22 protein-coding genes and 1 pseudogene are annotated in these 24,265 nt (G+C 68.3%); 9 read left to right on the top strand and 14 right to left on the bottom strand.

Going from position 1 to position 24,265, the window contains the following annotated elements:
* Window positions 1-12: 12 nt before the first annotated feature.
* The 3 genes from ACWDO5_RS05090 to ACWDO5_RS05080 form a co-directional block, all read right to left on the bottom strand.
* Complete coding sequence (locus tag ACWDO5_RS05090) at window positions 13-1,128, bottom strand: aromatic/alkene monooxygenase hydroxylase subunit beta (protein WP_450528482.1); 1,116 nt, start codon at window positions 1,126-1,128, stop codon at window positions 13-15.
* 18 nt (window positions 1,129-1,146) lie between these two features.
* Window positions 1,147-2,187, bottom strand: coding sequence for an FAD-binding oxidoreductase (locus ACWDO5_RS05085; protein ID WP_450528480.1), 1,041 nt, complete (start codon window positions 2,185-2,187; stop codon window positions 1,147-1,149).
* Window positions 2,188-2,274: 87 nt separating this feature from the next.
* The gene (locus tag ACWDO5_RS05080) at window positions 2,275-3,915 is read right to left on the bottom strand and encodes a methane monooxygenase (protein WP_450528478.1); all 1,641 of its coding nucleotides are present in this window, start codon (window positions 3,913-3,915) and stop codon (window positions 2,275-2,277) included.
* 251 nt (window positions 3,916-4,166) lie between these two features.
* On the opposite strand from ACWDO5_RS05080, the gene ACWDO5_RS05075 reads away from it, so the two are divergent.
* The 3 genes and pseudogenes from ACWDO5_RS05075 to ACWDO5_RS05065 all read left to right on the top strand — a co-directional run bounded on the left by ACWDO5_RS05075 (window position 4,167) and on the right by ACWDO5_RS05065 (window position 7,697).
* The gene (locus ACWDO5_RS05075; RefSeq protein WP_450528476.1) at window positions 4,167-6,020 is read left to right on the top strand and encodes a sigma-54-dependent Fis family transcriptional regulator; all 1,854 of its coding nucleotides are present in this window, start codon (window positions 4,167-4,169) and stop codon (window positions 6,018-6,020) included.
* 614 nt (window positions 6,021-6,634) lie between these two features.
* Window positions 6,635-6,934, top strand: a pseudogene (locus ACWDO5_RS05070) (DUF4389 domain-containing protein); the annotation flags it as partial.
* On the top strand, window positions 6,825-7,697 hold the full coding sequence (locus tag ACWDO5_RS05065) for a DUF3048 domain-containing protein (RefSeq protein WP_450528538.1): 873 nt from the start codon (window positions 6,825-6,827) through the stop codon (window positions 7,695-7,697). The pseudogene ACWDO5_RS05070 and the gene ACWDO5_RS05065, both read left to right, overlap by 110 nt.
* 124 nt (window positions 7,698-7,821) lie before the next feature.
* On the opposite strand, the gene ACWDO5_RS05060 is transcribed toward ACWDO5_RS05065, so the two are convergent.
* A complete protein-coding gene (locus ACWDO5_RS05060; protein ID WP_450528474.1) occupies window positions 7,822-8,625 on the bottom strand; it encodes a lysyl oxidase family protein in 804 nt (267 codons plus the stop codon).
* Between the two features lie 41 nt (window positions 8,626-8,666).
* On the opposite strand from ACWDO5_RS05060, the gene ACWDO5_RS05055 reads away from it, so the two are divergent.
* The 3 genes from ACWDO5_RS05055 to ACWDO5_RS05045 all read left to right on the top strand — a co-directional run bounded on the left by ACWDO5_RS05055 (window position 8,667) and on the right by ACWDO5_RS05045 (window position 12,950).
* A complete protein-coding gene (locus ACWDO5_RS05055) occupies window positions 8,667-9,890 on the top strand; it encodes a 4-hydroxybenzoate 3-monooxygenase (protein ID WP_450528472.1) in 1,224 nt (407 codons plus the stop codon).
* A 295-nt stretch (window positions 9,891-10,185) separates the two neighbouring features.
* Entirely contained in the window at window positions 10,186-10,596 is a 411-nt protein-coding gene (locus tag ACWDO5_RS05050) for a MerR family transcriptional regulator (RefSeq protein ID WP_450528471.1), read from the top strand.
* A 251-nt stretch (window positions 10,597-10,847) separates the two neighbouring features.
* Window positions 10,848-12,950: a SpoIIE family protein phosphatase gene (locus ACWDO5_RS05045; protein ID WP_450528470.1), complete on the top strand. Its 2,103-nt coding sequence runs from the start codon at window positions 10,848-10,850 to the stop codon at window positions 12,948-12,950.
* A gap of 225 nt (window positions 12,951-13,175) precedes the next feature.
* Here ACWDO5_RS05045 and ACWDO5_RS05040 read toward each other — a convergent pair whose 3' ends face one another.
* Window positions 13,176-13,721, bottom strand: coding sequence for a hypothetical protein (locus tag ACWDO5_RS05040; protein WP_450528469.1), 546 nt, complete (start codon window positions 13,719-13,721; stop codon window positions 13,176-13,178).
* Between the two features lie 369 nt (window positions 13,722-14,090).
* Window positions 14,091-15,314: a saccharopine dehydrogenase family protein gene (locus tag ACWDO5_RS05035; protein WP_450528467.1), complete on the bottom strand. Its 1,224-nt coding sequence runs from the start codon at window positions 15,312-15,314 to the stop codon at window positions 14,091-14,093.
* A gap of 153 nt (window positions 15,315-15,467) precedes the next feature.
* Between ACWDO5_RS05035 and ACWDO5_RS05030 the strand changes: the two genes are divergently transcribed.
* Window positions 15,468-16,208, top strand: a complete 741-nt coding sequence (locus tag ACWDO5_RS05030) for a TetR/AcrR family transcriptional regulator (protein ID WP_450528465.1) — start codon at window positions 15,468-15,470, stop codon at window positions 16,206-16,208.
* 185 nt (window positions 16,209-16,393) lie between these two features.
* On the opposite strand, the gene ACWDO5_RS05025 is transcribed toward ACWDO5_RS05030, so the two are convergent.
* Genes ACWDO5_RS05025 through ACWDO5_RS05010 form a run of 4 tightly spaced genes read right to left on the bottom strand, consistent with a single transcriptional unit; the run spans window position 16,394 to window position 18,610 of the window.
* Complete coding sequence (locus ACWDO5_RS05025) at window positions 16,394-16,660, bottom strand: DUF4235 domain-containing protein (protein ID WP_450528463.1); 267 nt, start codon at window positions 16,658-16,660, stop codon at window positions 16,394-16,396.
* A complete protein-coding gene (locus tag ACWDO5_RS05020) occupies window positions 16,660-17,088 on the bottom strand; it encodes a DUF3618 domain-containing protein (RefSeq protein ID WP_450528461.1) in 429 nt (142 codons plus the stop codon). Before ACWDO5_RS05020 ends, ACWDO5_RS05025 begins: the two co-directional genes overlap by 1 nt.
* On the bottom strand, window positions 17,085-17,507 hold the full coding sequence (locus ACWDO5_RS05015) for a phage holin family protein (protein ID WP_450528460.1): 423 nt from the start codon (window positions 17,505-17,507) through the stop codon (window positions 17,085-17,087). Before ACWDO5_RS05015 ends, ACWDO5_RS05020 begins: the two co-directional genes overlap by 4 nt.
* 23 nt (window positions 17,508-17,530) lie before the next feature.
* The gene (locus ACWDO5_RS05010) at window positions 17,531-18,610 is read right to left on the bottom strand and encodes a YihY/virulence factor BrkB family protein (protein ID WP_450528459.1); all 1,080 of its coding nucleotides are present in this window, start codon (window positions 18,608-18,610) and stop codon (window positions 17,531-17,533) included.
* A gap of 350 nt (window positions 18,611-18,960) precedes the next feature.
* On the opposite strand from ACWDO5_RS05010, the gene ACWDO5_RS05005 reads away from it, so the two are divergent.
* The gene (locus ACWDO5_RS05005; RefSeq protein ID WP_450528457.1) at window positions 18,961-19,419 is read left to right on the top strand and encodes an SRPBCC family protein; all 459 of its coding nucleotides are present in this window, start codon (window positions 18,961-18,963) and stop codon (window positions 19,417-19,419) included.
* Window positions 19,420-19,601: 182 nt separating this feature from the next.
* Entirely contained in the window at window positions 19,602-20,333 is a 732-nt protein-coding gene (locus ACWDO5_RS05000; RefSeq protein WP_450528537.1) for a VOC family protein, read from the top strand.
* Between the two features lie 99 nt (window positions 20,334-20,432).
* Here the strand turns inward: ACWDO5_RS05000 and ACWDO5_RS04995 are convergent, their stop codons facing one another.
* From ACWDO5_RS04995 to ACWDO5_RS04980, 4 genes are read right to left on the bottom strand one after another with little or no spacing between them, the layout of a single operon-like run.
* Entirely contained in the window at window positions 20,433-21,677 is a 1,245-nt protein-coding gene (locus ACWDO5_RS04995) for a cytochrome P450 family protein (RefSeq protein ID WP_450528456.1), read from the bottom strand.
* On the bottom strand, window positions 21,674-22,630 hold the full coding sequence (locus ACWDO5_RS04990) for an amidohydrolase family protein (RefSeq protein ID WP_450528454.1): 957 nt from the start codon (window positions 22,628-22,630) through the stop codon (window positions 21,674-21,676). The genes ACWDO5_RS04995 and ACWDO5_RS04990 overlap by 4 nt, the downstream gene beginning before the upstream one ends.
* Window positions 22,627-23,511, bottom strand: a complete 885-nt coding sequence (locus ACWDO5_RS04985) for an NAD(P)-dependent oxidoreductase (RefSeq protein ID WP_450528453.1) — start codon at window positions 23,509-23,511, stop codon at window positions 22,627-22,629. The genes ACWDO5_RS04990 and ACWDO5_RS04985 overlap by 4 nt, the downstream gene beginning before the upstream one ends.
* The gene (locus ACWDO5_RS04980; RefSeq protein ID WP_450528451.1) at window positions 23,508-23,846 is read right to left on the bottom strand and encodes an antibiotic biosynthesis monooxygenase family protein; all 339 of its coding nucleotides are present in this window, start codon (window positions 23,844-23,846) and stop codon (window positions 23,508-23,510) included. The genes ACWDO5_RS04985 and ACWDO5_RS04980 overlap by 4 nt, the downstream gene beginning before the upstream one ends.
* Window positions 23,847-24,265: the final 419 nt, after the last annotated feature.

Below are 24,265 nucleotides of genomic sequence, written 5' to 3'. Positions count from 1 at the left end.
TGGGGGTCGGGACTACCGGGACAGTGGCTTGGGCTCGTTCACTCCCAGGCCCTCGAGCAGCTGCGCCGCACGCTCCTTGGCACGCTCCAGGCTGTCCTCGAATCGCACGATCTTCTCCGCGGGCTGGGACCACAGCGGCTGCATCTGCCGGGCGGCATCCAGGCTGACCGGCACCCATTTCTCCGCCCACTCCTGCAGCAGCCGAGTGTTCTGAGCGGCGTGTGTGCCGTCTTCGGTCAGCTGGGAGAACAGCAGCCGGGTGTAGCGCAGGTCGCGGTCGTAGTCGTTCTCCCCCGCCCCCATGACGGCGGGCGTGGTGTAGTCGCCGTTACGGGCCGACACCTGCATGATCAGGTGGCTGCGGAAGAGCTCCCCGACAAGTGGCTCGAAGACCAGGTTGGTGGCGAACAGCGCCTCCGCCCAGTCCTGGACGGCGGTCAGCCGCTCGACGTTCTCCCGCACTCCCTGCCAGGCGGGGTCGGACTGCCAGGCCTCCTTGTGGGCCGCACCGTCGAAGGCGGGCAGGTGCTCGTCGACGTCCAGGTTGTACAGGGCCAGGTCCTGGGCGAAGCGCAGTTTGTGCGCCGCGTTGACGGCCAGCGCGTTGTTGATCATGTTGGTGGGCGCCGACCGCTGTACGGCGACGAACACGTGCAGGCCCAGACCCTGCTCGACGTGCATCCAGGCACCGACCTGCCGCTCGACGAACGTCGTCCACGCCCGGGTCCACTGCTGGTAGGCGTCGCCCTTGTGGGCGTTGGCGAGGTTCTGCTGCACCTGCCGCACCACATTGGCGTTGTTGCGGAAGATGGTCTGCTCCCACTCCTCATTGGGGTCGCGGAAGCGGTGCCAGTCGGCGGAGCGTACCGCCGTCCAGTCCTCGGGGTATCCGCTGGACCCGTCCGCGAAGCCGTAGATCCAGCCCTGCAGCAGGTAACGCGCGGGGTCCGGCTGGACGTCGATGGTCACGTCCTCGTACATCGAGGGCCGCAGCTTCTGCGGCTGGTAGTAGTTGAAGGTGCGGCTCGTGGAACTGGGGAAAACCAGTGCGCCGGCCTCGGCGTCGGTGAAGTGCGGGCGTGGGAAGCTGCGGGCAGTGGAAGCCGCGTCGGTGGCGGGGGCGATCATGGGTCACGCTCCTGGGTGTCAGTCGTTGATCGGAGAGGTGAACTTGTCGAGGAAGGTCCGCTCCTCGGGCACGCCCTTGGCCTGGAGCAGTTCCAGCGCCGCGTCGACCATGCCTGGCGGGCCGCACAAATAGGCGTCAGCGCCGGCCAGTTCGAGCTCGCACCGGTCCACCACATCGGTGATCAGACCGGTCTCGCAGCCCGGGGGCACAGCTCCCGCGGGTTCGGAGAGGGCAGGGACGAAACTGAAGTCGGGCAGCGCGCGACCGAGTTCGGCGATCTCCTCCAGCGCGAAGAGATCCTCCTGCGAGCGGGCCCCGTAATAGAAGCGGATACGGCGCGGGGAGGCCGCGGCCGACAGCGCCCGCAGCTGGGCGAGGATCGGGGCCATGCCCGCCCCGCCCGCCATCAGGAGCAGGTCCCGCTCCGGTGCGTCGCGCAGGACGCAGGTCCCGTAGGGCCCCTTGACCTCTACGGTGTCGCCGACGCCCAGCCCACCTCTCAGCAGACCGGAGAACGCGCCGTCGGGGTATGTCTTGATGAGGAACTCCAGCAGCCCCCCAGGCTGGTCCTGCGGCAGGCCGGCCATGGAGAACGACCGCCACTGATCCGTGCCCGGGACGCGGAGGTCGGCGTACTGGCCCGTGCGGTAGGGGAGTTCGGCATCCGGGGCCAGCCTGAGCGCCAGGCGCACGATGTCCCTGGTCAGGCTCTCCACCGCGGCGACCTCGGTTCGGGCCTCCCGTGGGGGTATCCCGGAGAGGAGCATCTCCTCGTCGTAATTGATGAGTTCGATCTCCAGGTCGCTGTAGGCATGCGACTTGCACAGCAGTACGAACCCCTCATCGCTCTCGTAGTCGGCCAGAGCAAACGTCGAATAGCGGTCCATCTGCTGTTCACCGTCGAGCAGAAAGGACTTGCACGAGGAGCACTGGCCTTCCTTGCAGCCGTGCATGAGCCCTATGCCGTGGCGAAATGCGGCATCCAGGACCGTTTCCTCTTCGTCCACTTCGATCTCGATGCCCATGGGCTCGAAGCGGACGCGGTGCTTGTCACCCACGGAGTCCTGCCTTTCATCAACCTGCGGACGGGTGGACAGGGCGGGGGCGGGGCGGCCCGAGGGGAGGCGGGCGCCCCGCCGGCGGAGTCAGGCGCCCGGCGTCGCCGCGGCGCGGCCGCGGTAGGCAGCCACGTGGGCCTCCCGCTCCTGGTCCGTCATCTCGTTGAGAGCCACGTTCGGACTGGTGAACGTGAGGCCCCGTAGGTCATCGAGCGTCCACAGCTTCGACGCGTCGTCGAGGTCCAGGTGGGGCTGCGGGACAAGCGTCTTGCCGTCGTCACGCACATAGCCGAGGTCGGTGACGATGTCGGCGAGATCCTGTCCGTGGTAGCAGGTCTCCCACTCGCGCTTACCGGTCAGCCGCCCCATGGCCGGCGTCGCCCTGCCCTCGTACTCCGCCCGGAAGGCAACAGAGTCGGTCCAGTGGCAGGTCTGCGAGCAGTACGTCCGCCACTGGTCGTCGACCCTGTCCACGACCATGTCCTCGCGCACCAGGCAGGGCACCATGCATGTCCAGCAGCGGTGCGGGTACTGGTAGCCGACGTCCTCGAACGCGATGGGCTTGTTGCGCCCCGGGTAGCGCAGGCGGTTGTAGGCCTCCCACCACTTGCCGTACTCGTTGTACCAACCCGGGTACTTCGACTCGAACCACTCGAAGTCGTCGTCGGTCATGCCGTCGATGCGCCAGAAGTTGACCGGCCAGCCGGTGGCGAAGAACTGGGCGACCTTGTGGACGTACCCCTTGTTCCAGATCCGGTCCCAGGCAGCCTCGACGAGGTCGTGCGGGATCTTCAGGCCGTACTTCTCCAGCGGGATGAGGTAACTGCGGTAGTAGTCGTCGTAGATCCACCGGCGCCACATCTCCGCGTAGCTGTCCCGGTCCTTACGGCGGTCCTTGGTTCCGTACTCGATGAACGTGCCGATCGCCGCGTCCACGACGCAGTGGTTGTTCCACCACGCGTAGCGCAGATCCCGCTCCAGCAACTGCCTGTTGTCCTCGTCGGCCAGCGCCATCAGCAAGATGGAGTAGCCATTGGAGATGTGCCTCGACTCGTCGGACTGCACCGAGTGGAAGACCGTCGGCATCAGGTAGTCGCCGTTGGCCGCGGCCTCCGCCGGCATGGCCACGAACAGCGTGTTGGTGAACGCAGTCTCCGCCACCAGCGTGAGATACACGTTGGCGGCCGTGATCGCGTCGCCGGTGATGAAGCCCTCACCGAACTGCCGGCCGATGGTGCCGGCGTAGCAGTTCTGGAACGCCTTCTCCGAGATGTCGAAGCCGGCCGGGTCGATGTAGTGGTTCATGTACAGGCGCTTGAGGTTCATCTGGATCGTCGAGTGCCGTACCTCGTCGATCATCTGCACCGCGAGACCGTTGTGCAGCTCCGGGTTGGGCACCGCACCGATGGCCATCGGCATCGCCCTGGCCGCGGAGATCTCCGGGAACGGGATGATGGACAGGAAAAGCTTCTGCCACTCCATCCACCGCTGTTGCACCTGACGGAACATGTTGCCGCGGATGGCGCCGTCCATCGCGCCGTACACACGGTTGTCCTTCTCCTCCTCCATCGGGAAGTAGGAGCGCAGGACCTGCTTGAGCGGGTCCTTCTTGGGTGCCTTGTCGAACCGGTAGTCAGTGGCGAACCGCTGCGCCGGCGTGGCGAAAGTCGGCTCCCACGACAGCTCGGTGATCTTCTTGTGCGCCTTGCTCAGGCTCTGTCGGCTCACGTGCTTTCCTCCGAGGGACTCGGGTGCACCGGCGCCGGCGGTTCAGCGCACCGGGCCAGCCCGCGACGACCTGGCCCCGTCTCCGCAGAACTCCGCCGCCGGGATCACCAACATGCTGTGGTGCCTGGTTCGTCGGCGGTGTCGCAACTTGAGACAGCTTCGGCTACCGCTGTCTGGCGCGGCAGGTCACGTGTCCTTAACGTGAGAGAAACCAAGAGTCCGGGGCGTTACCACCGGAAGGCAGTCCAGCCATGCGCAACAGCTCGTCCCCGAGGAAGGCCCTCCGCACGACCAGAGACCTCAAGCGGGTGCGCTCGCAATTCCTCGAAGGAGCGTCCGTTCCGGCCGAACAGGTCCGGGAGCCGATCCTCAGCTCCTGGCAACGATCACAGTTCTGGGGCGTCGACGCGGACCGGCTCGACACGCCCTACGACCCCGATTTCGACCCGCGCAGCAAGCTCGCCATGGCCTCGGGCCCTGTCCTCGACCGACTCGCCGATGTCCTCTCCGGCACGCCGGTGAGCCTCATCCTTACCGACAGCAAGGGGCGCATACGCGAACGCAGGACCGGCGACAGGTCGTTGGACCAGCACCTCGACAAAATCAGCCTGGCGCCCGGTTTCAGCTACGCCGAGGAGTTCGTGGGCACCAACGGAATCGGAACCGCCGTCGAGAGCGGCAAACCGGTACAGGTCTTCGGCGCCGAGCACTTCTCCGAGCGCCTGCAGCGCGTGTCCTGTGCGGGTGCCCCGATCCGCAACCCCGCGTCCGGCAGGGTGATCGGACTCATAGACATCACGTGCTGGCGCACCGAAGCCTCCCCACTGATGGTCGCCCTGGCCCGCCAGGCTGCCGCCGACATCGAGGAGAGGCTGCTGCAGCTCGGGTCCGAGAGGGAACAGGCTCTGCTGCGCGAGTTCATCTCCAGCGGGCGCAGTTCCGGCCGGGCCCTGGTCACGCTGTCGGACGGCCTGCTGATCGCGGACAACTCCGCGGCCGAACTACTCACTCCCGACGACCACCGGATGCTGCGGGAACGTCTCCAGACGCTGGCTCCCGACCAGGACCACCAACTCACCCTGAGTGACGGCCGCACCATCAAAGCCAGGAGCCGTGCGGTCACCGCTCTCGGCGGTAGTGCCCCCTCCGGACACATCGTGGAGATCCGACTGGTCAACGAGGGGTCATACAAGGCCGCGGGCACAGCGTGTCCGCCGGTCCGGCTGCCACATCTCGCGGGCCGCAGCCCGGCTTGGCGCACCACCGTCAACCGGGTGGTCCACGCACACCGCGAACACCTGTGGATGCTGGTGACAGGGGAAGCCGGCAGCGGTAAGGCGTCCCTGGTCCAGGCCGTGCACCAGCAGCTCTCACCCGCCGAACCCTTCAACGTGCACGACGTGACCGCCATGAAAGGCGGCGGTGGCTCGTGGCTGCAGAGGCTCCGGCAGGATCTCCGCCAGGATCGCGGAACCGTCGTCATCCGACACCTCGACGCCCTTCCCTCCAGCGCCGAGCCCGCACTCACTCAGCTTCTGAACGCCGCCCAAGAGCGTGGCGGATGGGTCGTAGGGCTGTACACCGCGCCGGCGGGCGCGGGCGGCCACCCGCAACCCCGAAACCGCGATTCGGTGAACCGGAACTGGAATTGGAACCGTAATGCTGTGAAACCGGTCCCGATCGCACGCTTCCTCGACTACCAGGTGAGCATCGCCCCCTTACGCCACCGTTCCGACGACGTCGCCGCTCTGGTCCCCGCCCTGCTGGCGCGCATCGCCAAAGGAATTGACACCGAGTGTTCGGACAGCGCCCTCCGCCTGCTGACCAAAGCCCCGTGGCCGGGAAATGTCAGGCAGTTGGAGGGCACTTTGCGGTATGCAATGGCGCGTCGCACCGGCCCGCTTCTGGAAACGACGGACCTGCCCGCCTCGCTCCTCTCCCGCACCGAACACCCCTTGACGGCGTGGGAAACCACCGAACGCGACCTGATCGTCCAGGCCCTGCTCGACCACGGCGGCGACAAGGCGGAGGCCGCTCGCTCCCTGGGAATCTCCCGCGCGACGATCTACCGGAAGATCACAGCCTTTGACATCAGGCTGGGGTGAGCGAGCACCCAAAGTCCAGAGGCCAAAGAACGCTCACCGCGACACCCACAGTCTGGCCAGAGCGAACCCAATGCCTTCCCAGGCGATCAGGCCGGCTCCGACAAGAGACACCTGCGCACCCGCCCAGCCTTCAGTGCACACAGCCATCGACGCGCCCGTGACCACCAGAACGGCGCCTGTCACAGCGAAACAGCGCAACCTACGCACATGCCCCGTACTCAACACGCCCACCTCGCCCCATAGTCGCCTACCGGTCAACAGCCTCGCGTGACCAGTGTCGGCGAAAGGGCGGGATCGTTCCGTCGCACCTTGAGACGGAACGGTGATGACGGCTGTACGCCGTGGTCAAACGTCCTTACGGTGCTGGACGTTGGGCGTCGCACCTGGCCGTTCACGGGCCTCTCAGGCCCAGACGACCTTGATCACTGCGTGGCCTGCTGAAGCCGCGCGCTGGTAGAAGGCCCTCAGGTCGAGGTGGTAGTCGAGGTAGAAGTCCTTCAGGGAACGCACGCCTGAGCAGCCCCCCTCCGTGGCTCGCGCCGTGCCTGGATCCGGCCCAACCTGGAATCAGCCCCTCGATCTACGAGGCCTCGCGTACGAAGGAGCTGACAGTCATGACAACGACTCCGGCGACATACGCCCCGGTCAGAGTGGACGCCGCGCTGGACGCACCGCTGTCGCGCTGGTTGTGGCTGGTGAAATGGCTGCTCCTGATCCCCCACTACCTTGTGCTGATCTTCCTGTGGATCGCCTTCATGCTGGTCAGCGTGGTCGCGTTCTTCGCCATTCTGATCACGGAGCGCTATCCGCGGCCGCTTTTCGACTTCAACGTCGGGGTGCTGCGCTGGACCTGGCGGGTCTCTTACTACGGGTACGGAGCGCTGGCCACCGACCGCTACCCGCCGTTCAGTCTCGGCGCGGAGCGAAAAGGCGGACATCGTCTACGTCGAGCAGGTTGAGGCGGGACTCAGCCGAATACTTGCCGTCTACTCCTCCCAGCTGCCGCCCGTCGTCGGCCCGGTGCGCAGCGCCCGTGAAAGCGACCTGGAGCTGCTTCGGCAGTTCGACCGGCCGGCCCTCGCCTTCTCCGGGGCTCAGACCAAGCTCTTGCCGCTCATCGAGGCAGCCCCCGTGGACGCGCTTCCGCCGGAGAAGGCACCGGACGCGTACTTCCGCAGCCGGGACCGGGCCTCCCCGCACAACCTCTATCTGAGGCCCGAGCGCGTGCTGCGCGACACGCCTGGTGTGAACGCCGCCCAGTACGCCGGCTTCGGCTTCGGTCCCCCGCCGCCGGGCGGGAAATCGACTGCCGAGTACAGCGTCCGCTATCCGGCCGCACGCTTCGGTTTCACCTGGTCGGCAGCCCGGCAGCAGTGGCTCGTGGCAATGGACGGAACCCCTTCCCGCACGCCGACAGGGCGGCAGTTGGGTGCGGCCACCGTGGTCGTGCAGTACGTGACCGTGCGCCCGTCGCGCTTCCACGACCGAGGGGGGAACACGTCTCCGTACACCGAGACCGTGGGCTCCGGCACCGCGCTCGTCCTGCGCAACGGCAAAGCACACGAGGCCGAGTGGGAACGGGGCACGGCCGAGTCCGGGACCGCATTCACGACGCCTGACGGCAGGTCCATGGCCTTCGTCTCGGGACAGGTCTGGATCGTGTACGTACCTCGCTGACTCGGGCCCCCCGTGCCTTACGGGTGGGGGCAGGGCCGGTCAGCAGCGGGTCACATGTCACGGGCCCGGTCGCGCGGGAGCACAACCGGGCCCGTGACCTCACGTCACCCTGAACACCGCGATGTCAGGGCGCGTTGATCAGGTCATGCGGAGGGACGGTCACCTTACGGGCGCCCGTCGTGCCGCTCAGGACGACCTTGCGGAGCGCGACGTTATTGGTCATGTTGCTCTCGTAGAGCCGCTTTTCGGGGTTGGCGATCACCTGGATGTAGTACGTGCCGTTCGGCAGATCGGTGACGTCGAAGGACTGGCCGGGACGGTACTGCGTGTACGTGTCGCCGGAGCCGACGTCGAGCACTTCCCTTACGGAAAGCGAGCTCTGCTGGCCGCAAGTCGATGGCGTCGGTGTTGGCGAGGCAGAACGCTTCCTTGCCGCTGCGCACGATCTCCTTCTGGTCGGCCCGGAGCGGTAGCTGGCGAAGTCGGTGAAATGCCAGTGCTCGTGACCCACGCGCGGGTCCCACTCCATGGTGCCCGTGGGCGAGTAGCCGACCTGCTTTCCGGCGGCGTCGTGGAAGTACTGATAGGCGTCCATCAGGTCCTTGCCCGGGGTGCGGAAGCCGTCCACGACCAGCGGTGCGGGGCCCGAGTTCCACACATTGGCACTGAAGACCATGTAGTCCTTGCCCGGAACGTCCCCGTCCTCTCCGTCAGAGATGCCGATGTCCCAGGCGGGCAGCGAGCGGAGGGCGGGCTTGGGTACGTTCGGCACGCTCGCCCGGCCGGTGGGGCGCTTCGCGTTCGCCTTCAGCGCGGGCGCGATCCGGGAGCCGTCGGTGTGCCCCGGCCCGTCGCCCAGATGCGCCGTCATGCGGCCGGACTTGAGGGCCGCGGTGCCGACGCCCCCGCGCCGCCGGCAGGGTGCCATGAGCGAACCCCTATTTGACGGTTCACCGCCATAATGCTCGGATGACTGTCCCCACCTCCCCTTCCTCCTGTGCCCCGGTACGGCACGCCCGCGTCGTCATCGTGGGCGCAGGACCCGCCGGCCTCACGGTCGCCAACATCCTGCGTGCCGCCTCCGTCGATTGCGTAGTGCTGGAAACGGAGAGCAGAGAGTTCATCGAACAACGGCCCCGCGCGGGCTTCATCGAGGAGTGGGCGGTACGCGCCCTTGAACGGCGCGGGCTGGCCGACCGGCTGCTGGAACATGCACAGACGCACAGCGAGTGCGAATTCCGATTCGCGGGTGAGCGCCACAGGTTCCGGTACCGTGAGCTGTCGGGGCACCGTCACTTCGTCTACCCACAGCCGCTGTTGGTGACAGATCTGGTGCGCAAGTACGCGGACGACGCGGGTGGCGACATCCGCTTCGGCGTACGCGACGTGGAACTGCACGCCATCGACACCGACCGGCCCTCGGTTTCCTATACGGACCCGGAGACGGGCGAGCGCCGACGCATCGACTGCGATGTCGTCGCGGGCTGTGACGGCGCACGCGGCGTGACGCGCGCCTGCCTGCCGCCGGAACACACCACTGTCACCCGCCATGACTACGGTGTCGGCTGGCTGGCTCTCCTCGCCGAGGCACCGCCGTCCTCCGACTGCGTCGTCTTCGGCGTCCACCCGCGCGGCTTCGCCGCCCATATGGCCCGAAGTCCCCAGGTCACCCGCTACTACCTCGAGTGCCCGCCCGGCGACAACCCGGAGAACTGGCCGCACGAGCGGGTGTGGTCCGAGCTCCGCGACCGGCTGTCGGTGGACGGGGCCCGGCCGCTCGCCGAGGGACGGCTCATCGAGAAACGGGTGCTGGGCATGCACAACTACGTCGTGGAGCCGATGGCATACGGACGGCTGTATCTGGCGGGCGACTCGGCCCACCTTGCGGCGCCGATCGCCGCGAAAGGCATGAACCTCGCGCTGCACGATGCGCTACTGCTCGGCGACGCGCTCGTCGCGTACTGCGGCAAGGGCGACGACAGCGGTCTGCGCGGCTACTCGACGGCCTGTCTGCGGCGCGTGTGGCAGTACCAGGAGTTCTCGCAGTGGCTCTCCGAGGTGCTGCACGGGGCCTCGTCGGGCGACCCCTTCCGGGCGGGCTCCGCGAGTGCCCGGCTGCGGCGGATCCTCGGCTCGCCCGCCGCCGCGGCCGCCTTTGCCGAGTTGTACATCGGCAAGGACACCGACTACTGACCTGGACGGGCGGCTGGGCCGGCTGCCTCCCGTGTTGCTCCTCGGCCGGGCCCCGTGTTGCGCACACCCGCAGACTGCCGCCCCGGCTCCCGGCTTCCGCTGCCCAGGAGCGGCGTTGTCTTGATCCGGCAATGGCGGCACAGCCCACACCATGGACGACGCGTGACACAGCCCGCACCATTGGCGAGGGGACGCATAAGCCAACCCCGGCATCCGGTAACTCTACCCTAACGTTAGGTTAGAGATGGACGACGGCCGCCCCCCCGGCCACGGCAGACCACGAGAAGGGACACGCGTGAAGACCGAACACATGCAGATCGGCGAAGTCGCCACGCGTACGGAACTGTCGCTGCGAACCATCCGGCACTACGAGGAGACCGGTCTGGTCGTTCCGTCTGCCCGCTCTCAGGGAGGATTCCGTCTCTACACCGAGACCGACGTCCGCCGCCTGATGGTCATCCGCCGCATGAAACCGCTCGGCTTCACCCTCGACGAGATGGGCGACCTGTTGCACGCCACCGACCGCCTCGACTCGGACGAGAAGCTGACGGCGGCCGAGAAGGACGAGTTGCTGGAGCGCGTAAGCCGATACGAGCAAGCCGCCGCCGAGCAGATGGCGAAGCTCCGCATGCAATTGGCGCGGGCAGAGGAGTTCGCCCAGACACTGCGCGAGCGCCTCAGCGGCGACCGGGCACTCACCTCGTAAGCCACGAGCGGCCGGCGTTCCGGGGGTGCAACCTCCTTACTCCCCTGCAAGGGAGACTTGAGTGCCTCCAGGCGCAGTCCATGCAGCTCCGCCAGGATGGCAGAGAGGAACCTGGTCCTGGGCGGCGTTCGTGAGCCATATTTTCGTCTCTGGCGGGCACGCGGGAGGTACGGAGGCGGCAGCTGCGGGCGTCGGCCGAGGCGGAGCTCGGGACTGAGCAATGATGGCGGCAGACGGACGGAGGGCCTGCGATGTGTGCAATCGAATCCTTCCCGGTCGAACCCGCCCGGCCGGAGGAAAGCACGTCCGAGCCGGGCGGCCTGCTGGATGTACTGAGCGTCGCCGCCGTGGTGCTGGACTCGGACGGCCGTATTGTGCTGTGGAGCCCGCAGGCCGCGGAGCTGTTCGGGTACACCGCCGACGAGGCACTTGGCCGGTACGCAGGCCGTTTGCTGGTGCACGAGCAGCACCTGGAACTGGTGCGCCGCCTGTTCGCTGAGGTCATGGCGGGCGAGGGGAGCTGGGCAGGTGTCTTTCCCGTACGGCACAAGGACGGCAGCACCCTGCTGGTGGAGTTCCGCAACATGCGGCTGGAGGACGACCAGAAAGACCTCTACGCCCTCGGCCTGGCCACCGAGCAGACGACGTTGCGCAGGGTGGAGCGAGACCTGGCGCTGTCCACCCGGCTGATCTCGCAGTCCCCGATCGGGCTGGCGGTCGTGGACACGGATCTACGGTTCGTCATGGTCAACCCGGCGCTTGAGCGCATCAACGGCCTGCCCGCTGCCGAGCATGTTGGCCGGCATGTCCGTGAGGCTCTGCCGTTCTTGGACGCCGAGGCCATCGAGTCCGCGATGCGCGAGGTCCTCGCCACCGGCACTCCGATCGTTGATCGGGAGTCCGTCGCGCGCACCCCGACCGACCCGGACCGAGAGCACGCCTGGTCAGTCTCGTTCTACCGGCTGGAGTCCTCCAACGGGAGAGTACTTGGGCTGGCCACCTCGGTCGTCGACGTCACCGAGCGGCATCTCGCCACAGCCGAGGCTGCTCAGGCTCGACAGCGCCTCTCCCTCGTCGCCGACGCGTCCATTCGCATCGGCACCACGCTCGACCTTGACCAGACTGCCCGTGAACTCGCCGAGTTGTCGGTACCCGAGCTGGCCGACGTAGCAGCGGTGGATGTGCTCGACAGCGTCCTCAACGGCCGCTCGGCCGTCGTGACACACGAAGGCCCCGCGGTATTCCGCTCGCTCGCCGTGGCCGCCGCATACGCCACCGATGCCGTACGCGCAGCTGATCAGCCGGGTGAGGTTGCCCGGTACGAGGCCGACCGGCTGGTCACCCACTGCGTGAATACCGGTCGCCCAGTCCGGGTGTCCCGGGTGCAGCTCGACGACCTGTCGCGTATCGCCGGCAATCCCGCAGCCGCCGCGTTGCTGGCCGACGCGGGCGTGCACTCCTACCTGGCCGTGCCGCTGATCGCTCGCGGCGAAGTCCTTGGTGCCCTGGAGCTGAAGCGCACCCGCAATCCGAACCCGTTCGATGCCGACGATGAGGTCCTGGCCGGCGAGCTCGCCGCTCGGGCTGCCGTGTGCATCGACAACGCCCGCTGGTACCGGCAGGTGCGCAATACCGCCCTCACCCTCCAGCGCAGCCTTCTCCCGCAGCAGCCGCCAGACCAGCCCGGCCTGGAGATTGCCTACCGCTACCAGCCCGCCGAGGCCGCCGGTGAGGTCGGCGGCGACTGGTTCGACGTCATCCCCCTGACGGGCGACAAGACCGCACTCGTTGTCGGCGACGTCATGGGCAGCGGCATCAGCGCGGCCGCCACGATGGGCCAACTCCGCACCGCGACCCGCACCCTGGCCGAACTCGACCTCGACCCCGCCGAAGTGCTGCGCCACCTCGACCGCATCACCGACCGCATGGGGCAGACCATCACCACCTGCATCTACGCCGTCTACGATCCCCACCAGAGCCAGTGCCTCATCTCCAGCGCCGGACACCTCCCGCCCGCCCTGGTACGCCCCGGCCGGCCCCCCGAACTGCTCGACCTGCCGACCGGCGCCCCGCTCGGCGTCGGCGAGGTCTCCTTCCACACCACCACAGTCGCTCTGCACCCCGGTGACGGACTGGTCCTCTACACCGATGGCCTCGTCGAGACGCGCGACCAGGCGATTGATGAACGCCTCGACGCTCTCCTGGCCCTCCTCGCAAGGCCGCAGCGATCCCTGGAGGAGACCTGCGACGTGCTTCTGCATGCGTTGCGCCAGCCGGGAGACCACGACGACGTGGCCCTGCTCATCGCCCGAACCCGACGCCGGCCGGTGACCGGGGAGACGACGCCGACCTGATGCCGGCGCGGGCCGAGGCGCGAGCCCACCGCAACGCTGCTGCACGCCGGGCACACGCCCAAAGAAGTGGCGTCGGCGTCGGCGCACGCTGACCGTATCCCCATGACGGTCAAGTCGCGTCACCCCTGACACCCGCATTCCGGCCGCAGCCGAGCGCTACGCGTCATTGGGCGAGTGGCCTGTCAGCGCGTCGTCGTCCTCATAGAGATGACGCGCTGACGTAGCTCAGTGACCCGCGAGGAGCTTCACGGCCACGACCCCCATGCCGATGACAGTGTCCAAGAGGCCTGAGACAAGTGCGCTCATCGGCCCGTTGCCCATCCGCAGGCCGGTCCGCCAGCCCCAAAGGAACAGGCTCGCCACTTCCACGCCGGCGCTGATCAGCAGAGCGGTGCCCAGACTTATAACGCCCAGCGCCGACATGCCGATCAGCACCAGCGGCCCCACGGCGCTCAGCAGCAACGGACTGGAGACATGCAACGCCGTCCGGATTTCCGCCCGGTTCGCGCCGTGCCCGCTCATTGCACGGTGCGCCTGCTCGTCGGCGACCAGGGTGGCCAGCCAGACCCCGAGCGCGGTCACCGCCACGGTGAGCGCCGCTTCGGCCTGGTCGGTCGCCTTCGCCTCGGCGAGCGTCACCACGACAGCGGTGAGGGTGATGGTCGCGTAGATCCGTTCCTTGAGTCGCGCGGCCGCGGTGTCGCCGGCGCGGGCGGCGGTGGCGTTCTGCTTGGAGGGGAACGGACGCGGGTCCGGTTCCGATGTCGTCATGCCGACACGGGTTCGGACGCGCCGACCACAGCGCCGGTCAACGGGGTCATGCGTGCACCCTTCCGCCGTGAAGCCACGTACCCGAAACGGATATTTCAGTGGCAAACGGTAGCCGACCCGACAGAGCGCGGACGCGCACCTACGACCGCGCGGGTGTCGGGACGGGTACCCGCACGGCCCCGTTGGCCGGCGAGGCCTCGCGGGATCATTCGACCGGCCGGGCATGTGCGGGTGGCGCTGAAGTCGGGGCCAAGGCAGCGTCGAGGGCAGGACGGCCCGGCGTAGTCGCGGGCCGCACCAACGCTCGTGCATCGTCCGGAGTGTCGGTCAGGAGGTGGCCGTGTGCGGCCCGTTCGCCGTCGTCGGCTGTCACTGCTCGCGCATGCCCCACGGTGAGCCGTACTCGGTCAGCAGGTCCAGGAAAGGCCGGGCGGGGAGGGCCTCGGGGCCGACGACGCCGCTGCCGGACCAGGTACCGGCGGCGATCAGTTCCAGGGCCACGACGGGGTTGATGGCGGTCTGCCACACGACCGCCTGGCAGCCGTACTCGCTCATGGACCACTGGTTGTCGACCACGTGATACAGGTAGACCTCGCGCGGGCGGCCGTCTTTGGTGCCTTTGACCCAGGTGCCCGCGCAGGTCTTGCCGTGCATGCGCTCTCCGAGGGCCGCCGGGTCCGGAAGGCAGGCGGCGACCACGTCACGCGGCGAGACGTGGACCGTGCCCGATCCGTCCGCCGCGGGCACCGGCACCGGATCGGTGCGGTCGAGACCCAGCAGGTGCAGCGTCTGCAGCGTACGGATGAAGTCCTCGCCGAGGCCGTACTTGAAGGTGACGCGTCCCGCGTCCACCCAGCGCGGCACCAACAGGACCTCCTCGTGCTCGACGTTGACGCACTCGACGGGTCCGATCCCCTCGGGGAAGTCGAAGACCTCGGGCTCGCTGAAGGGGGCAGTGGTGAACCAGCCGCGGCCGGTCTCGTAGACGACGGGCGCATTGAGGCACTCCTCGATGGTCGTCCAGATGCTGAACGAGGGCGCGAAGTCGTAGCCGTCGACCGTGAGGTCCGCCCCGTCGCGGATGCCGATCTCCTCGATCTCGTCGAAGAGTTCATCGGCGGCGTGCCGGGCGAAGACGTCGGACAGTCCCGGCTCGACGCCGATGCCGACGAGTGCGAGGGATCCGGTCTTCTCCCAGTCCGCGGCGCGCTCGAACTGGGTGTCGCCGAGCTTGACGCCGCAGAGCTCGTAGGGGCGCTCCGGGTGCGGGCGGGACAGCGACATCGCCATGTCCAGGTAGTGCGCCCCGGCGGCCAGGGCAGCCTGGAACAGCGGCATGACGAAGCGGGGATCGGTGGCGTTGAGCAGGACGTCGCAGCGCTGCCGGTGCAGCAGGGAGGTGACGGCGGCCTCATCGCTCGCGTCGATCCGTTCGGCGCTGAAGCGGCCGTCCGGCTCCAGTGCCGCGACGGCGGCTTCGGCGCGGGAGAGGTCATAGTCGGCAACGACCATGTGGTCGAAGAAGGACCGGCGGGCCGCGATCCGGGTGATGGCGGTACCGACGCCGCCGGCCCCCACGAGAAGAACACGCATGGCCGAACTCCATTTCCCAGACACAGCATGCAAGGCGCTGCTGGTGGGCGCGGTGTCTGTCGGATCCGATCCAACGCGCACACCGTTGTTAACGTCAATGCTGTTGGCATAAGGTCGGTGGGGTCATGGCGGTGGTCGTGGAGGGAGCGTGCCGTGCCCAAGCCCGTAGTACCGGAGGAGGCCCGGAGACGGCGGCGTCCCACGAAGAACGGCGCGGTGCTCTCGGAACAGCTGATCGTGGAGACCGCGCTGCGCATGTTGCGGGAGCATGGGAGCGCGGGCCTGACCGTCCGCCGCCTCGGCACTGCCTTGGGGGCGGACCCGAGCACGCTGTACCGGTACTTCAGCGGCATCGACGACCTGACGCTCGCCATCGGGAATGTGCTCGTGGGACGTGCCCTGGCGGGGTGGCAGGGCACTGGTGACTGGCGCGCCGACCTGCGGGAGCTGGGACTGCGCATCCACACCGCGCATCTTGGACATCCCCAGGCGGCTGTGCTGACCGCCAGCCGGGTGAGCGGCAAGGGTTGGGAAGTGGCGGCTGACGAGACGATCCTCGGGCTGCTGCGCACCGCCGGCTTCGCGGACGACGACGCGGTCCGGATCTATCACGCGTTCATCGACCAGAGCCTGGCATTCGCCGCGCTGGACGCAGCCTCTCTGGCGCTGCCGGCGGTGGCACGCGCGGCGGACGAGGAGGTCTGGCAGGCCACATACGCCCGGCTGCCCGCCGCGACCCACCCGCACATCGCGGCGACCGCGCACCTACTGGTCGCCCGGATGAACCAGAGTGCATATCCGACCGCGCTGGAGATGCTGCTGGACAGCGCATCAGCCCAGCTCAGCGAAGCACAACGTGGGAACGGCGGCGCAAGCGGGAGCGAGGACGGCTGAGACTGCGCGGAGCCCGCGGCCGCACCGCGTGCCGTGCACACCCGGACCGCCCCCGCTCCCGGACGAGCCGACCTGCCAGGATGGCCGGACCACCAGAACCGCGGGTGGGCCTGCTCTTCGACGTGCACCGCCTGGACCGCATTTCTCGTACGCCTCGGGCACTTGGGCCTCGGCCCGATGCCGGGTCAGCCGGGCCATTTTCCGGTCAGGCGGTGCACGGTGCTGGCGCCGCTGCGGTCGACCGCGGCCTTGACCAAGGCGAAGATCGCGCCTTGCAGCGTGGCGGCGATCAGAACTTCTCGCCAGCTGCGGTCCTGGTCGGTGGCGTCTGGGGCATCTTCGTCGTGGCCGATGACCTTCCACGCTTGCTTGAAGACCGCGCTGGCCACCGCACCGCTCACGGCGCCCAGCGCAAAGCCGACCGGCTTGTAGGCAACCTTGGACGCTTGCATCAGTTCCTCCTGCTGCGTCGCATGAAAACGAACACGCCGAGCGCGACCACGCAGACGGTGATGAGCAGAACCCGCTTATCGCGCGCCGCTTCTGCCGCATGACCCGCCCTTGCTCGCACCGGCTCCGGAGTGCTGTCCTCGATCGTTTCTCCCAGGCCCTGGGCAGTCTCGGTAAGCTGTTCCTTGGCGTGCGCGGCCTTCTCACGTACCGGCTCGGGAGTCTTGTGCTGGGCCATATGCAGAGCGTGGGCGGCCTTGTAGTGCACCTGGCTCTTCACCTTCGCCGCCTTCCGCCGTGCCTGAGCTTTGACATCCGCCTTGCCGGCCAGCGCTTCGACCGTCTGACCGAGCTCCTCGCGGGTGGCCTCCACCTGCTCACGCAGTTGCTCAGGGGTGGGCGTGGAGTCGCTTCGGGACTTGTCCGTCATCGGTGTGCCCTCTCCTTGATTTCGGCCACGTCGGCCTTGACACCTTCGATGGCCTGCTCGGGGGCGGGCGGGACGGCCTGGCTCACCTGCTTCTTGCCCACGGCTGCGAGCACGGCCGCCACGGCAAGCAGGACGGCTGCTACGACAAGCGCCGAGCCCCACAGCGGCCAGACCAGGTCCAGCGCTACGATCGCGGCGGCCGCAAGCGCCTGCAGGGCGATGAAGCCGACCACTCCGGCTCCGCTGAACAGACCTCCGCCGATCCCGAACCGCTTGCCCTTTTGCTTCATCTCCGCCTGCGCAAGCCGCAGTTCCTGCCGCATCAGCTGAGAGATCTGCTCAGATGCCTGCTTGACCAGCTCGCTCACCGAGGCATCGGTGTCCTGCCGCGGCGGCGCATAGTCCACTGACCTGCTCATTGTCCTGACCTGCCTTTCGTTGCTCAGTCGCTGCCCATCTCCTTGCGGTCCTCGACACTCCACGTGCGTGTGTCGCGGGGCTGGACGTAGGGCTCCTCGCCCTCGGGGTGGCCGCCGATGATCGCGCGTTCACGGGCCAACTCCGCGTCGAACTCCAGACCCAGCAGGATCGCCAGATTCGTGATCCACAACCAGACCAGGAAGACGATCACCCCGGCCAGGGTGCCGTAGGTCTTGTTGTAGGAGGCGAAGTTCGCGACGTACAGCGCGAAGCCGGCCGAGGCGATCATCCAGATCACCAACGCCAGGAAACTGCCCGGGGTGACCCACTTGAAGCCACGGCCCCTCGCGTTCGGCGACGCCCAGTACAGGATCGCGATCATGATGATGACCAGCAGGACCAGGACCGGCCACTTGGCGATCGACCACACCGTCAGCGCCGTGTCCCCCATCCCCAGCGCCGTACCCACCTGCTTGGCAACAGCGCCGGTGAACACCACGATCAGCGCGCTGGCGCACGCCATGATCATCAGCACCAGCGTCAGAGCCAGGCGCAGAGGGGTGACCTTCCAAACCGGCCGTCCCTCGGGGATGTCATAGACGGCGTTGGAGGAGCGGATGAACGCGGCCACGTATCCCGACGCCGACCACAGCGCAACCAGCAGACCGACAATCGCCAGGATGGATCCGGTGCCGCCGCCGGCCTGGAGCTGCTCGACCGCGCCCGTGATGATGTCGCGGGCTGAACCGGGTGTGAGCTGCGTGAGGTTGTCCAGGATGCTCTTTGTTGCCGACTCACCCGCGATCCCCAGCAGCGAGACCAGCACCAGAAGCGCGGGGAAGAGTGCCAGCACCCCGTAGTAGGTCAGCGCCGCCGCCCGGTCGGCCAGCTCGTCGTCCTTGAACTCCGCCACCGTCCGCCGCAACACCGCCCACCACGACTTCTTGGGCATATCTGTCGGTTCGCTCGGCGCATCCCGCTCCACCTGCGGATCGGGCCCCACACCCCTGTCCGCCCGGGTGCCCGCTCCCCCGCGTCCGGGCTCGTCCCGGCCATCCTGGGGCTGCGCATCCCTGTGCTCACGTCGCTGAATCCCTGCCATGACATTGCGGGTAGCCGCAAGCCCGCGTCATGAAACGCCACGTAAGGCTGCAAAATCCCTATTCATCGTCGCCGACCGGCAGCCGCGCTGCCCGGTCAGCGCTTGACCAGCCCCTGCTGGAGTACCAGCGGAGCGGAAAAGAACGCGGGAATGGTCGGCCCCGACGCCGCGGATCCCTCTCGTTTTCCTCGCCTCACCCCAGGCGAGCGACATCACGGCGGAAATCGTGAACGCCACCGGAGGCACCCCTCTGCCGTGATATCCGGCCGGTAGTGGGTACTCCTGCGAGTCGCCGGGTACCCGCGCGGCAGACAGGCTGCCCCGCGGAGCCGGTGAGAGGAGACGCAGTAATGAGCACGGTGAAGGAAGCAGTCGAGGTCGAAGTCCCCGTCCACACCGCCTACAACCAGTGGACGCAGTTCGAGGAGTTCCCGAACTTCATGGAGGGGGTCGAGGAGGTCAGGCAGGTAGACGACGTGCACAACCACTGGACCACCAAGATCGGAGGCGTACGACGGGAGTTCGACACCGAGATCGTCGACCAGCTCCCGGACGAGCGCATCGCCTGGCGCACCATTGGCGGCGACACCCAGCAGAAGGGCGTCGTCAGCTTCCAGCGCCTGGACGACACGCACACACGCGTGCAGCTCGTCATGGACGTCGAACCGAGCGGCGCGGCGGAGAAGACCGCGGACATGGCCGGGGTGATCGACCGGCGCGTCAAGGGCGACATGCGCCGCTTCAAGGAGTACATCGAGCAGAGGGGCAAAGAGACCGGCTCGTGGCGCGGCCGCGTCAATCCCGTATGACGTCTGCCGCGCGTACACCCCGCTACCGCGTGCTTTGACGCTCTGGGCAGGTGAGCGGGGTACGGTGAAACGAATCCAGTCAGGCGTGCAACGGCTACCGTCACGCGAGCGCGGCGGATGGGGTTGGCAGCGTGTCGACGTCAAGTCATACGGTGTTCGGTGCGCCGTGCTGGGTCAGCCTCATGGCCCGCGACCTCGAAGCGGCGCAGGACTTCTACGGCGCCGTTTTCGGATGGGAGTTCCGTCCCACCCGGCTGGGGGAGGAATTCTCCGTCGCCTTCCATGACGGGGCCCCGGTCGCCGGCATCGGAGCGCTCGCCCGCAGCCTCGCGGTGGCCGTCGCCTGGATTCCCTACTTCGCCGTCGACGACGCGGACGCCACCGCCGCCCGTATCCGCGAGCGCAGCGCGACCGTGGCAGTCGGCCCGCTCACCTTCGGCACCGGCCGCGCCGCGCTCGCCGCGGACCGGGAGGGTGCGGTCTTCGGAATCTGGCAGGGAAGGACCATCCCCGACAGTAGCGTAGGACGCGATCAGGCCCCGGCCTGGCTGGAACTGCGTACCAGGGACGCCTTCGACGCGGCCATTTTCTACGGCGAGGTGCTCGACTGGGCGGGCGAACGGCCCGGCTGCTGCCAGGTCACCTACGAGGACGACCACGTCGTCCTACGCCACGGTGGCGACACCGTCGCACAGCTCACCGGGGGTGCGGTCGAGGCGGCCCCCGACCCGCAGATCCGCCCCCGCTGGCACGTCCACTTCTCCGTGCCGGACTTCGATGTGGCCATCGCCACGGCCACGCGGCTCGGCGGCAGCGTCGTCTCGCCGGTCGGGACGTCCGCCGCCGACCGCCTGGCCACGCTGCGCGACCCCGACGGCGGACTGTTCACTGTCACCGCCCGGAACCCGCGGTAGGCAGCGGCCAACCAGCGCGCTCCGCAGCCGCAGTCCGGCTCGGCCGCCCCGGGGCCCCGGGGCGGCCGAGCATTACCCCGACATCCCCCCCGCTGTCGGTCACGGCACAGCAGGATCGAGCACGACGGGCAGCTCCGCGAGACCGCGGAAGGCGGGGAACGGAACCTCCATCCAGCGCGCCTCACTCCCGGGGTCGGCCAGAGCCAGCCTCGGGTAACGGCTGAACAGACCGGTGAGAGCGAGTTGCATCTCCAGCCTGGCCAGAGGCGCTCCCAGGCAGTAGTGAATGCCGTGCCCGAACCCCAGATGGGCACTTTGCGCGTTCTCCGGTCGCGTCACATCGAACTGGTCCGGGGAGTCGAACTTCAGCGGATCACGGTTGGCCGAAGTGAGCGCGATCTGAACCAGGGCGCCCTTCGGAATCCGCGTCCCGGCGATCTCCACATCCTCGGTTGCGAAACGGAACGTCGCGGTCTCCACCGAGCCGTCGTAGCGCACCAACTCCTCCACCGCCTGTCCGACCAGCTCCGGGTTCTCCTGCACGGCGCGGAGCTGCGCAGGATTGGCGAGGAGATGGTAGACGGCGTTGCCGATGAGATACGCGGTCGTCTTGTGACCCGCGAACATCAGCAGGAACGACGTAGAGATCAGCTCGTTCTCGGTGAGCCCGCCGTCTGTGTCCCTGGCTACGGTGAGAGCGCTGAGCAGGTCCTCACCCGGGTGGCTGCGCTTACGCGCGAGGAGATCCGCGAAGTACGCGTGCAGGCTCTCCTCCGCCTTCTGCTGGGCCTGCTTGGACTCCTTGCCGAACCCGGTGTTCGCCACCGTGGTGGACCAGCCCTGCACCTGAGACCGCTCGTCCAGCGGCACGCCGAGCAGTTCGCAGATCACGGTGATCGGCAGCGGGAACGCGAACGCGGGCAGCAGGTCTACCGGTTCCCGGGTCGCGCATCCGTCCAGCAGCGTCTCGACGACGTCCTGGATCCGCGGCCGCAGCGCCTCCACGCGGCGCGGGGTGAACTCGGAGTTGACCAGCTTGCGCAGCCGGGTGTGCTTGGGCGGGTCGGAGTTGAGCATGTTGTCGTCCAGAGCCACGGACGAGTCACCGAAGATCCTTCGGTAGGCGTCCATGGCCCCGTACATGTCCTTGCTCAGCCGCGGATCCGACAGCGCCGCCCGCGCGTCCTCGTACCGCGTGATCAGGTACGTGTCGTTGCCGTGCGGTGGCCGCATGGGGCAGACGGGCGCCGTATCCCTGAGGTGCGCGTAGACGGGGTGGGGGTTCCGTCTGAACTCGGGGGTGCATTGCGCGGCTGCGGCGACAGGGTCTTCCACGGTGGTCACGGACGGCTCCTGAGGTCGAAGAGGGCCTCGGCGTTGCCGCCGAGGATGAGCTGCCGGGACGCCTTGTCGAGCGGCAGCTTCTCGATCATGCGCATGAACTCCTCCAGTGGCACGGACATCGGCGGTGAGTCGGTGCCGAAGAGCATCCGCTCCGGCCCCAGTACCTCCGCGTTGACGCCCAGGTGCGCCGGGCTGAATGTGCTGGTGTCGACGTACATGCGCTGCAGCGCCGCGGCCGGGTCGGCCGCCGGCGGGGCGGAGGACGGCCCCGACGGCGCCTCCCCGCCCCAGTGCCGCGGACGCGCCGCCGTCTGCAGGCGTTCCGGCAGCAGCGCCATCGCGCCGCCGCCAGTGGCACCGATCAGTCGCAGGCCGGGATACTTGTCCAGCCACCCCGCGAACGCGATCATGGCCATGCCCATGGTGATGTCGCCGAACCGGCCGATCTGCTCGACGAAGCCGACGTCGTCGACCCGCTCCGTGCCGATCGGTTCGGCCGGGGCGTGCACCAGAACCGGCACTCCTGTCTCGTCGGCCAGCGCGAAGAAGGAGTCGGCTCGCGGAGAGCCGAGCAGTTCGCCGTGGACACTGGAGGTGGTGATCAGGCCGACAAAGGCGGGGTCTGCCAGCGTCTCCCGGACTCCTTCCAGGTGATCGTCGTCGCCGAACGGGTTGGCGTACACGTACCCGCGCAACTGGTCCGGGAACGAGGCGATCAGGCCCGACATCCAGGCGTGGAAGCCTCGCAGCCGGTCTCGTGGCTGCGCGTAGTTGTCGACGCCCGGCACTCGCGCCATCGCGCCGGCGCCGACCGGACTGCCGATGATGGTGAGGTCGATCCCGGCCTGAGCGCGCGCGGCGAGCATTCCGTCGACGTCGGTCAGGCTGGGGGGCATGGGGAAGCGTCGGGCGGCCTCAGGCGGGGACAGATGCCCGTGGATGTCGATGATCATGTGTGCGTTCCCGGGTTCGGTGTGAGTGCCTGGGCGACCGCGACACAGTCCTCGTCACCGAGCCCCTGCTCGGTAGCGCGAATGTGGGTCTCCGCGGCTGCGGCTGCGAGCGGAAGTCGCAGCCCGGCCGCCGCGGCCTGGTCCGCCACGAGCATGAGGTCCTTGGCCATCAGGCGAAGCCGGAAGTCGGGCTTGTCGAAGCGCCCGGCTGCCAGGCGCTTCGACTTGAACGCCATGACCGGCGAGGCGAAGCCGCTGCCCGCGATCGTGCTGAGGACGAGCTTCCGGTCGAGTCCGGTGGCGGCCGCCAACTCGACGGCCTCGGCAAGAGCCTGCACCTCGATCCCCATCAGCAGGTTGAGGAGCAGCTTCATCCGCATGCCGGAACCGAGTTCGCCGAGGTGGACGACCTCCTTGCCCAGCAGTTCGAGCAGCGGCCGCCCGGCGGTGAAGACCCGCTCCTCGCCGCCGACGAACAGCCGTAGCTCGCCGGTGCGGGCGTGCTCCCGGTTGCCCAGCATGCCGACGTCCAGAACGGAGTGCGTGTTCCCGGTGAGGCGGACGACCTCTTCGGGGGCCACCGTGCTGGCGCAGACCAGGGCGCCGGGGTACGGGGCCCCGGTCAGGACCCCGTCCGGCCCCCGCAGCACCGCGCCGAGGGCTTCGCCGTCGGCCACGGTGCAGATGGCCGCGCTCGTACCCTCCACGGCATCGGCCGGATGGGCTGCGGCGAAGGCGCCGGCCTTGGCGAGCGGGCCGGTCCGCTCCGCGGTGCGGTTCCAGACCCGTACCGCAACGCCCTGGTCAAGAAGGCGGGTGGCCAGGCCGGTGCCCATCGCGCCAAGACCGAGGACGGCGACGGGGCCGCTGGGGCGCGTCATGCCTTCCCTCCCACGGTCTCCTGAATGACGCGGAACCGCAGGGACTGGGTCTGGTCGACCCACTCGCGCAGCGGAGCCACCAGTGCGCGGTGGTCCTCGCCCTGCTGCCAGGCGAAGAAGTGCTCGGGAGTCTCCCACTCGCTGGTGATCACCCACTGCCGGGAGCCGTCGAGCGGTTCTCCCAGTCGGTCGATGAGGTGTCCGGGGACTCGGGCGACGGACTTGCGTATTCGCTCGTACACGTCCCGAAACCCTTGCTCGCCGCCCTCGATGACGTGGACCGCGTACACCACGGACAACCTCTCGGCCGATTGGCCCTTCTGCGCAGTGCTCATGTCTCCTCCTGATGGTGAGATCTGGCAGAACACGATTCCCACCGACTCATGGCTCCCGTGGCCACGCAACTCCGACCTGGGGACAGCCCAACGGAGACAAGGGCTCCCCCGCGTTTGCTAGCCCGTACGGGTGAGACTCGAAAGGCCCTTCTCGGAGGTGGTGCTGGACGCCTCATGCCACATCAACGGGGACCCACTTGCCCCTTGACCATCAGTAGCGGCCGCGCCGCTGCGACGCGGGCTCGTCCCGGAGAACGGCAGCCCGGGGCAGGCGGGGTGTGCCCCCTCGAACGTCGCCACTGAAGACGACGGAGGCGGTGTCCTACGGGCTACAGCGCCGCGACCCCAACTGCGGGATGCTGCGTGCCCATACGCCCTCGTCGGTGGCGAGTTCCCTGTCGACAGCGGTGAATTCCTCG

It is taken from the genome of Streptomyces sp. NPDC000880, from assembly GCF_053599675.1.
Note: the sequence above shows the minus strand (reverse complement) of the source record. Positions and strands in the feature narration are given on the sequence as shown.

What these genes read in the sequence shown, in the direction of transcription:
- ACWDO5_RS05090 (WP_450528482.1), bottom strand. Translation starts at nt 1,128, where the DNA reads ATGATCGCCCCCGCCACCGACGCGGCTTCCACTGCCCGCAGCTTCCCA.
- ACWDO5_RS05040 (WP_450528469.1), bottom strand. Translation starts at nt 13,721, where the DNA reads ATGACGACATCGGAACCGGACCCGCGTCCGTTCCCCTCCAAGCAGAAC.
- ACWDO5_RS04980 (WP_450528451.1), bottom strand. Translation starts at nt 23,846, where the DNA reads ATGAGCACTGCGCAGAAGGGCCAATCGGCCGAGAGGTTGTCCGTGGTG.
- ACWDO5_RS05035 (WP_450528467.1), bottom strand. Translation starts at nt 15,314, where the DNA reads ATGCGTGTTCTTCTCGTGGGGGCCGGCGGCGTCGGTACCGCCATCACC.
- ACWDO5_RS05005 (WP_450528457.1), top strand. Translation starts at nt 18,961, where the DNA reads ATGAGCACGGTGAAGGAAGCAGTCGAGGTCGAAGTCCCCGTCCACACC.
- ACWDO5_RS05015 (WP_450528460.1), bottom strand. Translation starts at nt 17,507, where the DNA reads ATGAGCAGGTCAGTGGACTATGCGCCGCCGCGGCAGGACACCGATGCC.
- ACWDO5_RS05045 (WP_450528470.1), top strand. Translation starts at nt 10,848, where the DNA reads ATGTGTGCAATCGAATCCTTCCCGGTCGAACCCGCCCGGCCGGAGGAA.
- ACWDO5_RS05060 (WP_450528474.1), bottom strand. Translation starts at nt 8,625, where the DNA reads ATGGCACCCTGCCGGCGGCGCGGGGGCGTCGGCACCGCGGCCCTCAAG.
- ACWDO5_RS05075 (WP_450528476.1), top strand. Translation starts at nt 4,167, where the DNA reads ATGCGCAACAGCTCGTCCCCGAGGAAGGCCCTCCGCACGACCAGAGAC.
- ACWDO5_RS05055 (WP_450528472.1), top strand. Translation starts at nt 8,667, where the DNA reads ATGACTGTCCCCACCTCCCCTTCCTCCTGTGCCCCGGTACGGCACGCC.
- ACWDO5_RS04985 (WP_450528453.1), bottom strand. Translation starts at nt 23,511, where the DNA reads ATGACGCGCCCCAGCGGCCCCGTCGCCGTCCTCGGTCTTGGCGCGATG.
- ACWDO5_RS05000 (WP_450528537.1), top strand. Translation starts at nt 19,602, where the DNA reads ATGGCCCGCGACCTCGAAGCGGCGCAGGACTTCTACGGCGCCGTTTTC.
- ACWDO5_RS05020 (WP_450528461.1), bottom strand. Translation starts at nt 17,088, where the DNA reads ATGACGGACAAGTCCCGAAGCGACTCCACGCCCACCCCTGAGCAACTG.
- ACWDO5_RS05025 (WP_450528463.1), bottom strand. Translation starts at nt 16,660, where the DNA reads ATGCAAGCGTCCAAGGTTGCCTACAAGCCGGTCGGCTTTGCGCTGGGC.
- ACWDO5_RS05010 (WP_450528459.1), bottom strand. Translation starts at nt 18,610, where the DNA reads ATGGCAGGGATTCAGCGACGTGAGCACAGGGATGCGCAGCCCCAGGAT.
- ACWDO5_RS04990 (WP_450528454.1), bottom strand. Translation starts at nt 22,630, where the DNA reads ATGATCATCGACATCCACGGGCATCTGTCCCCGCCTGAGGCCGCCCGA.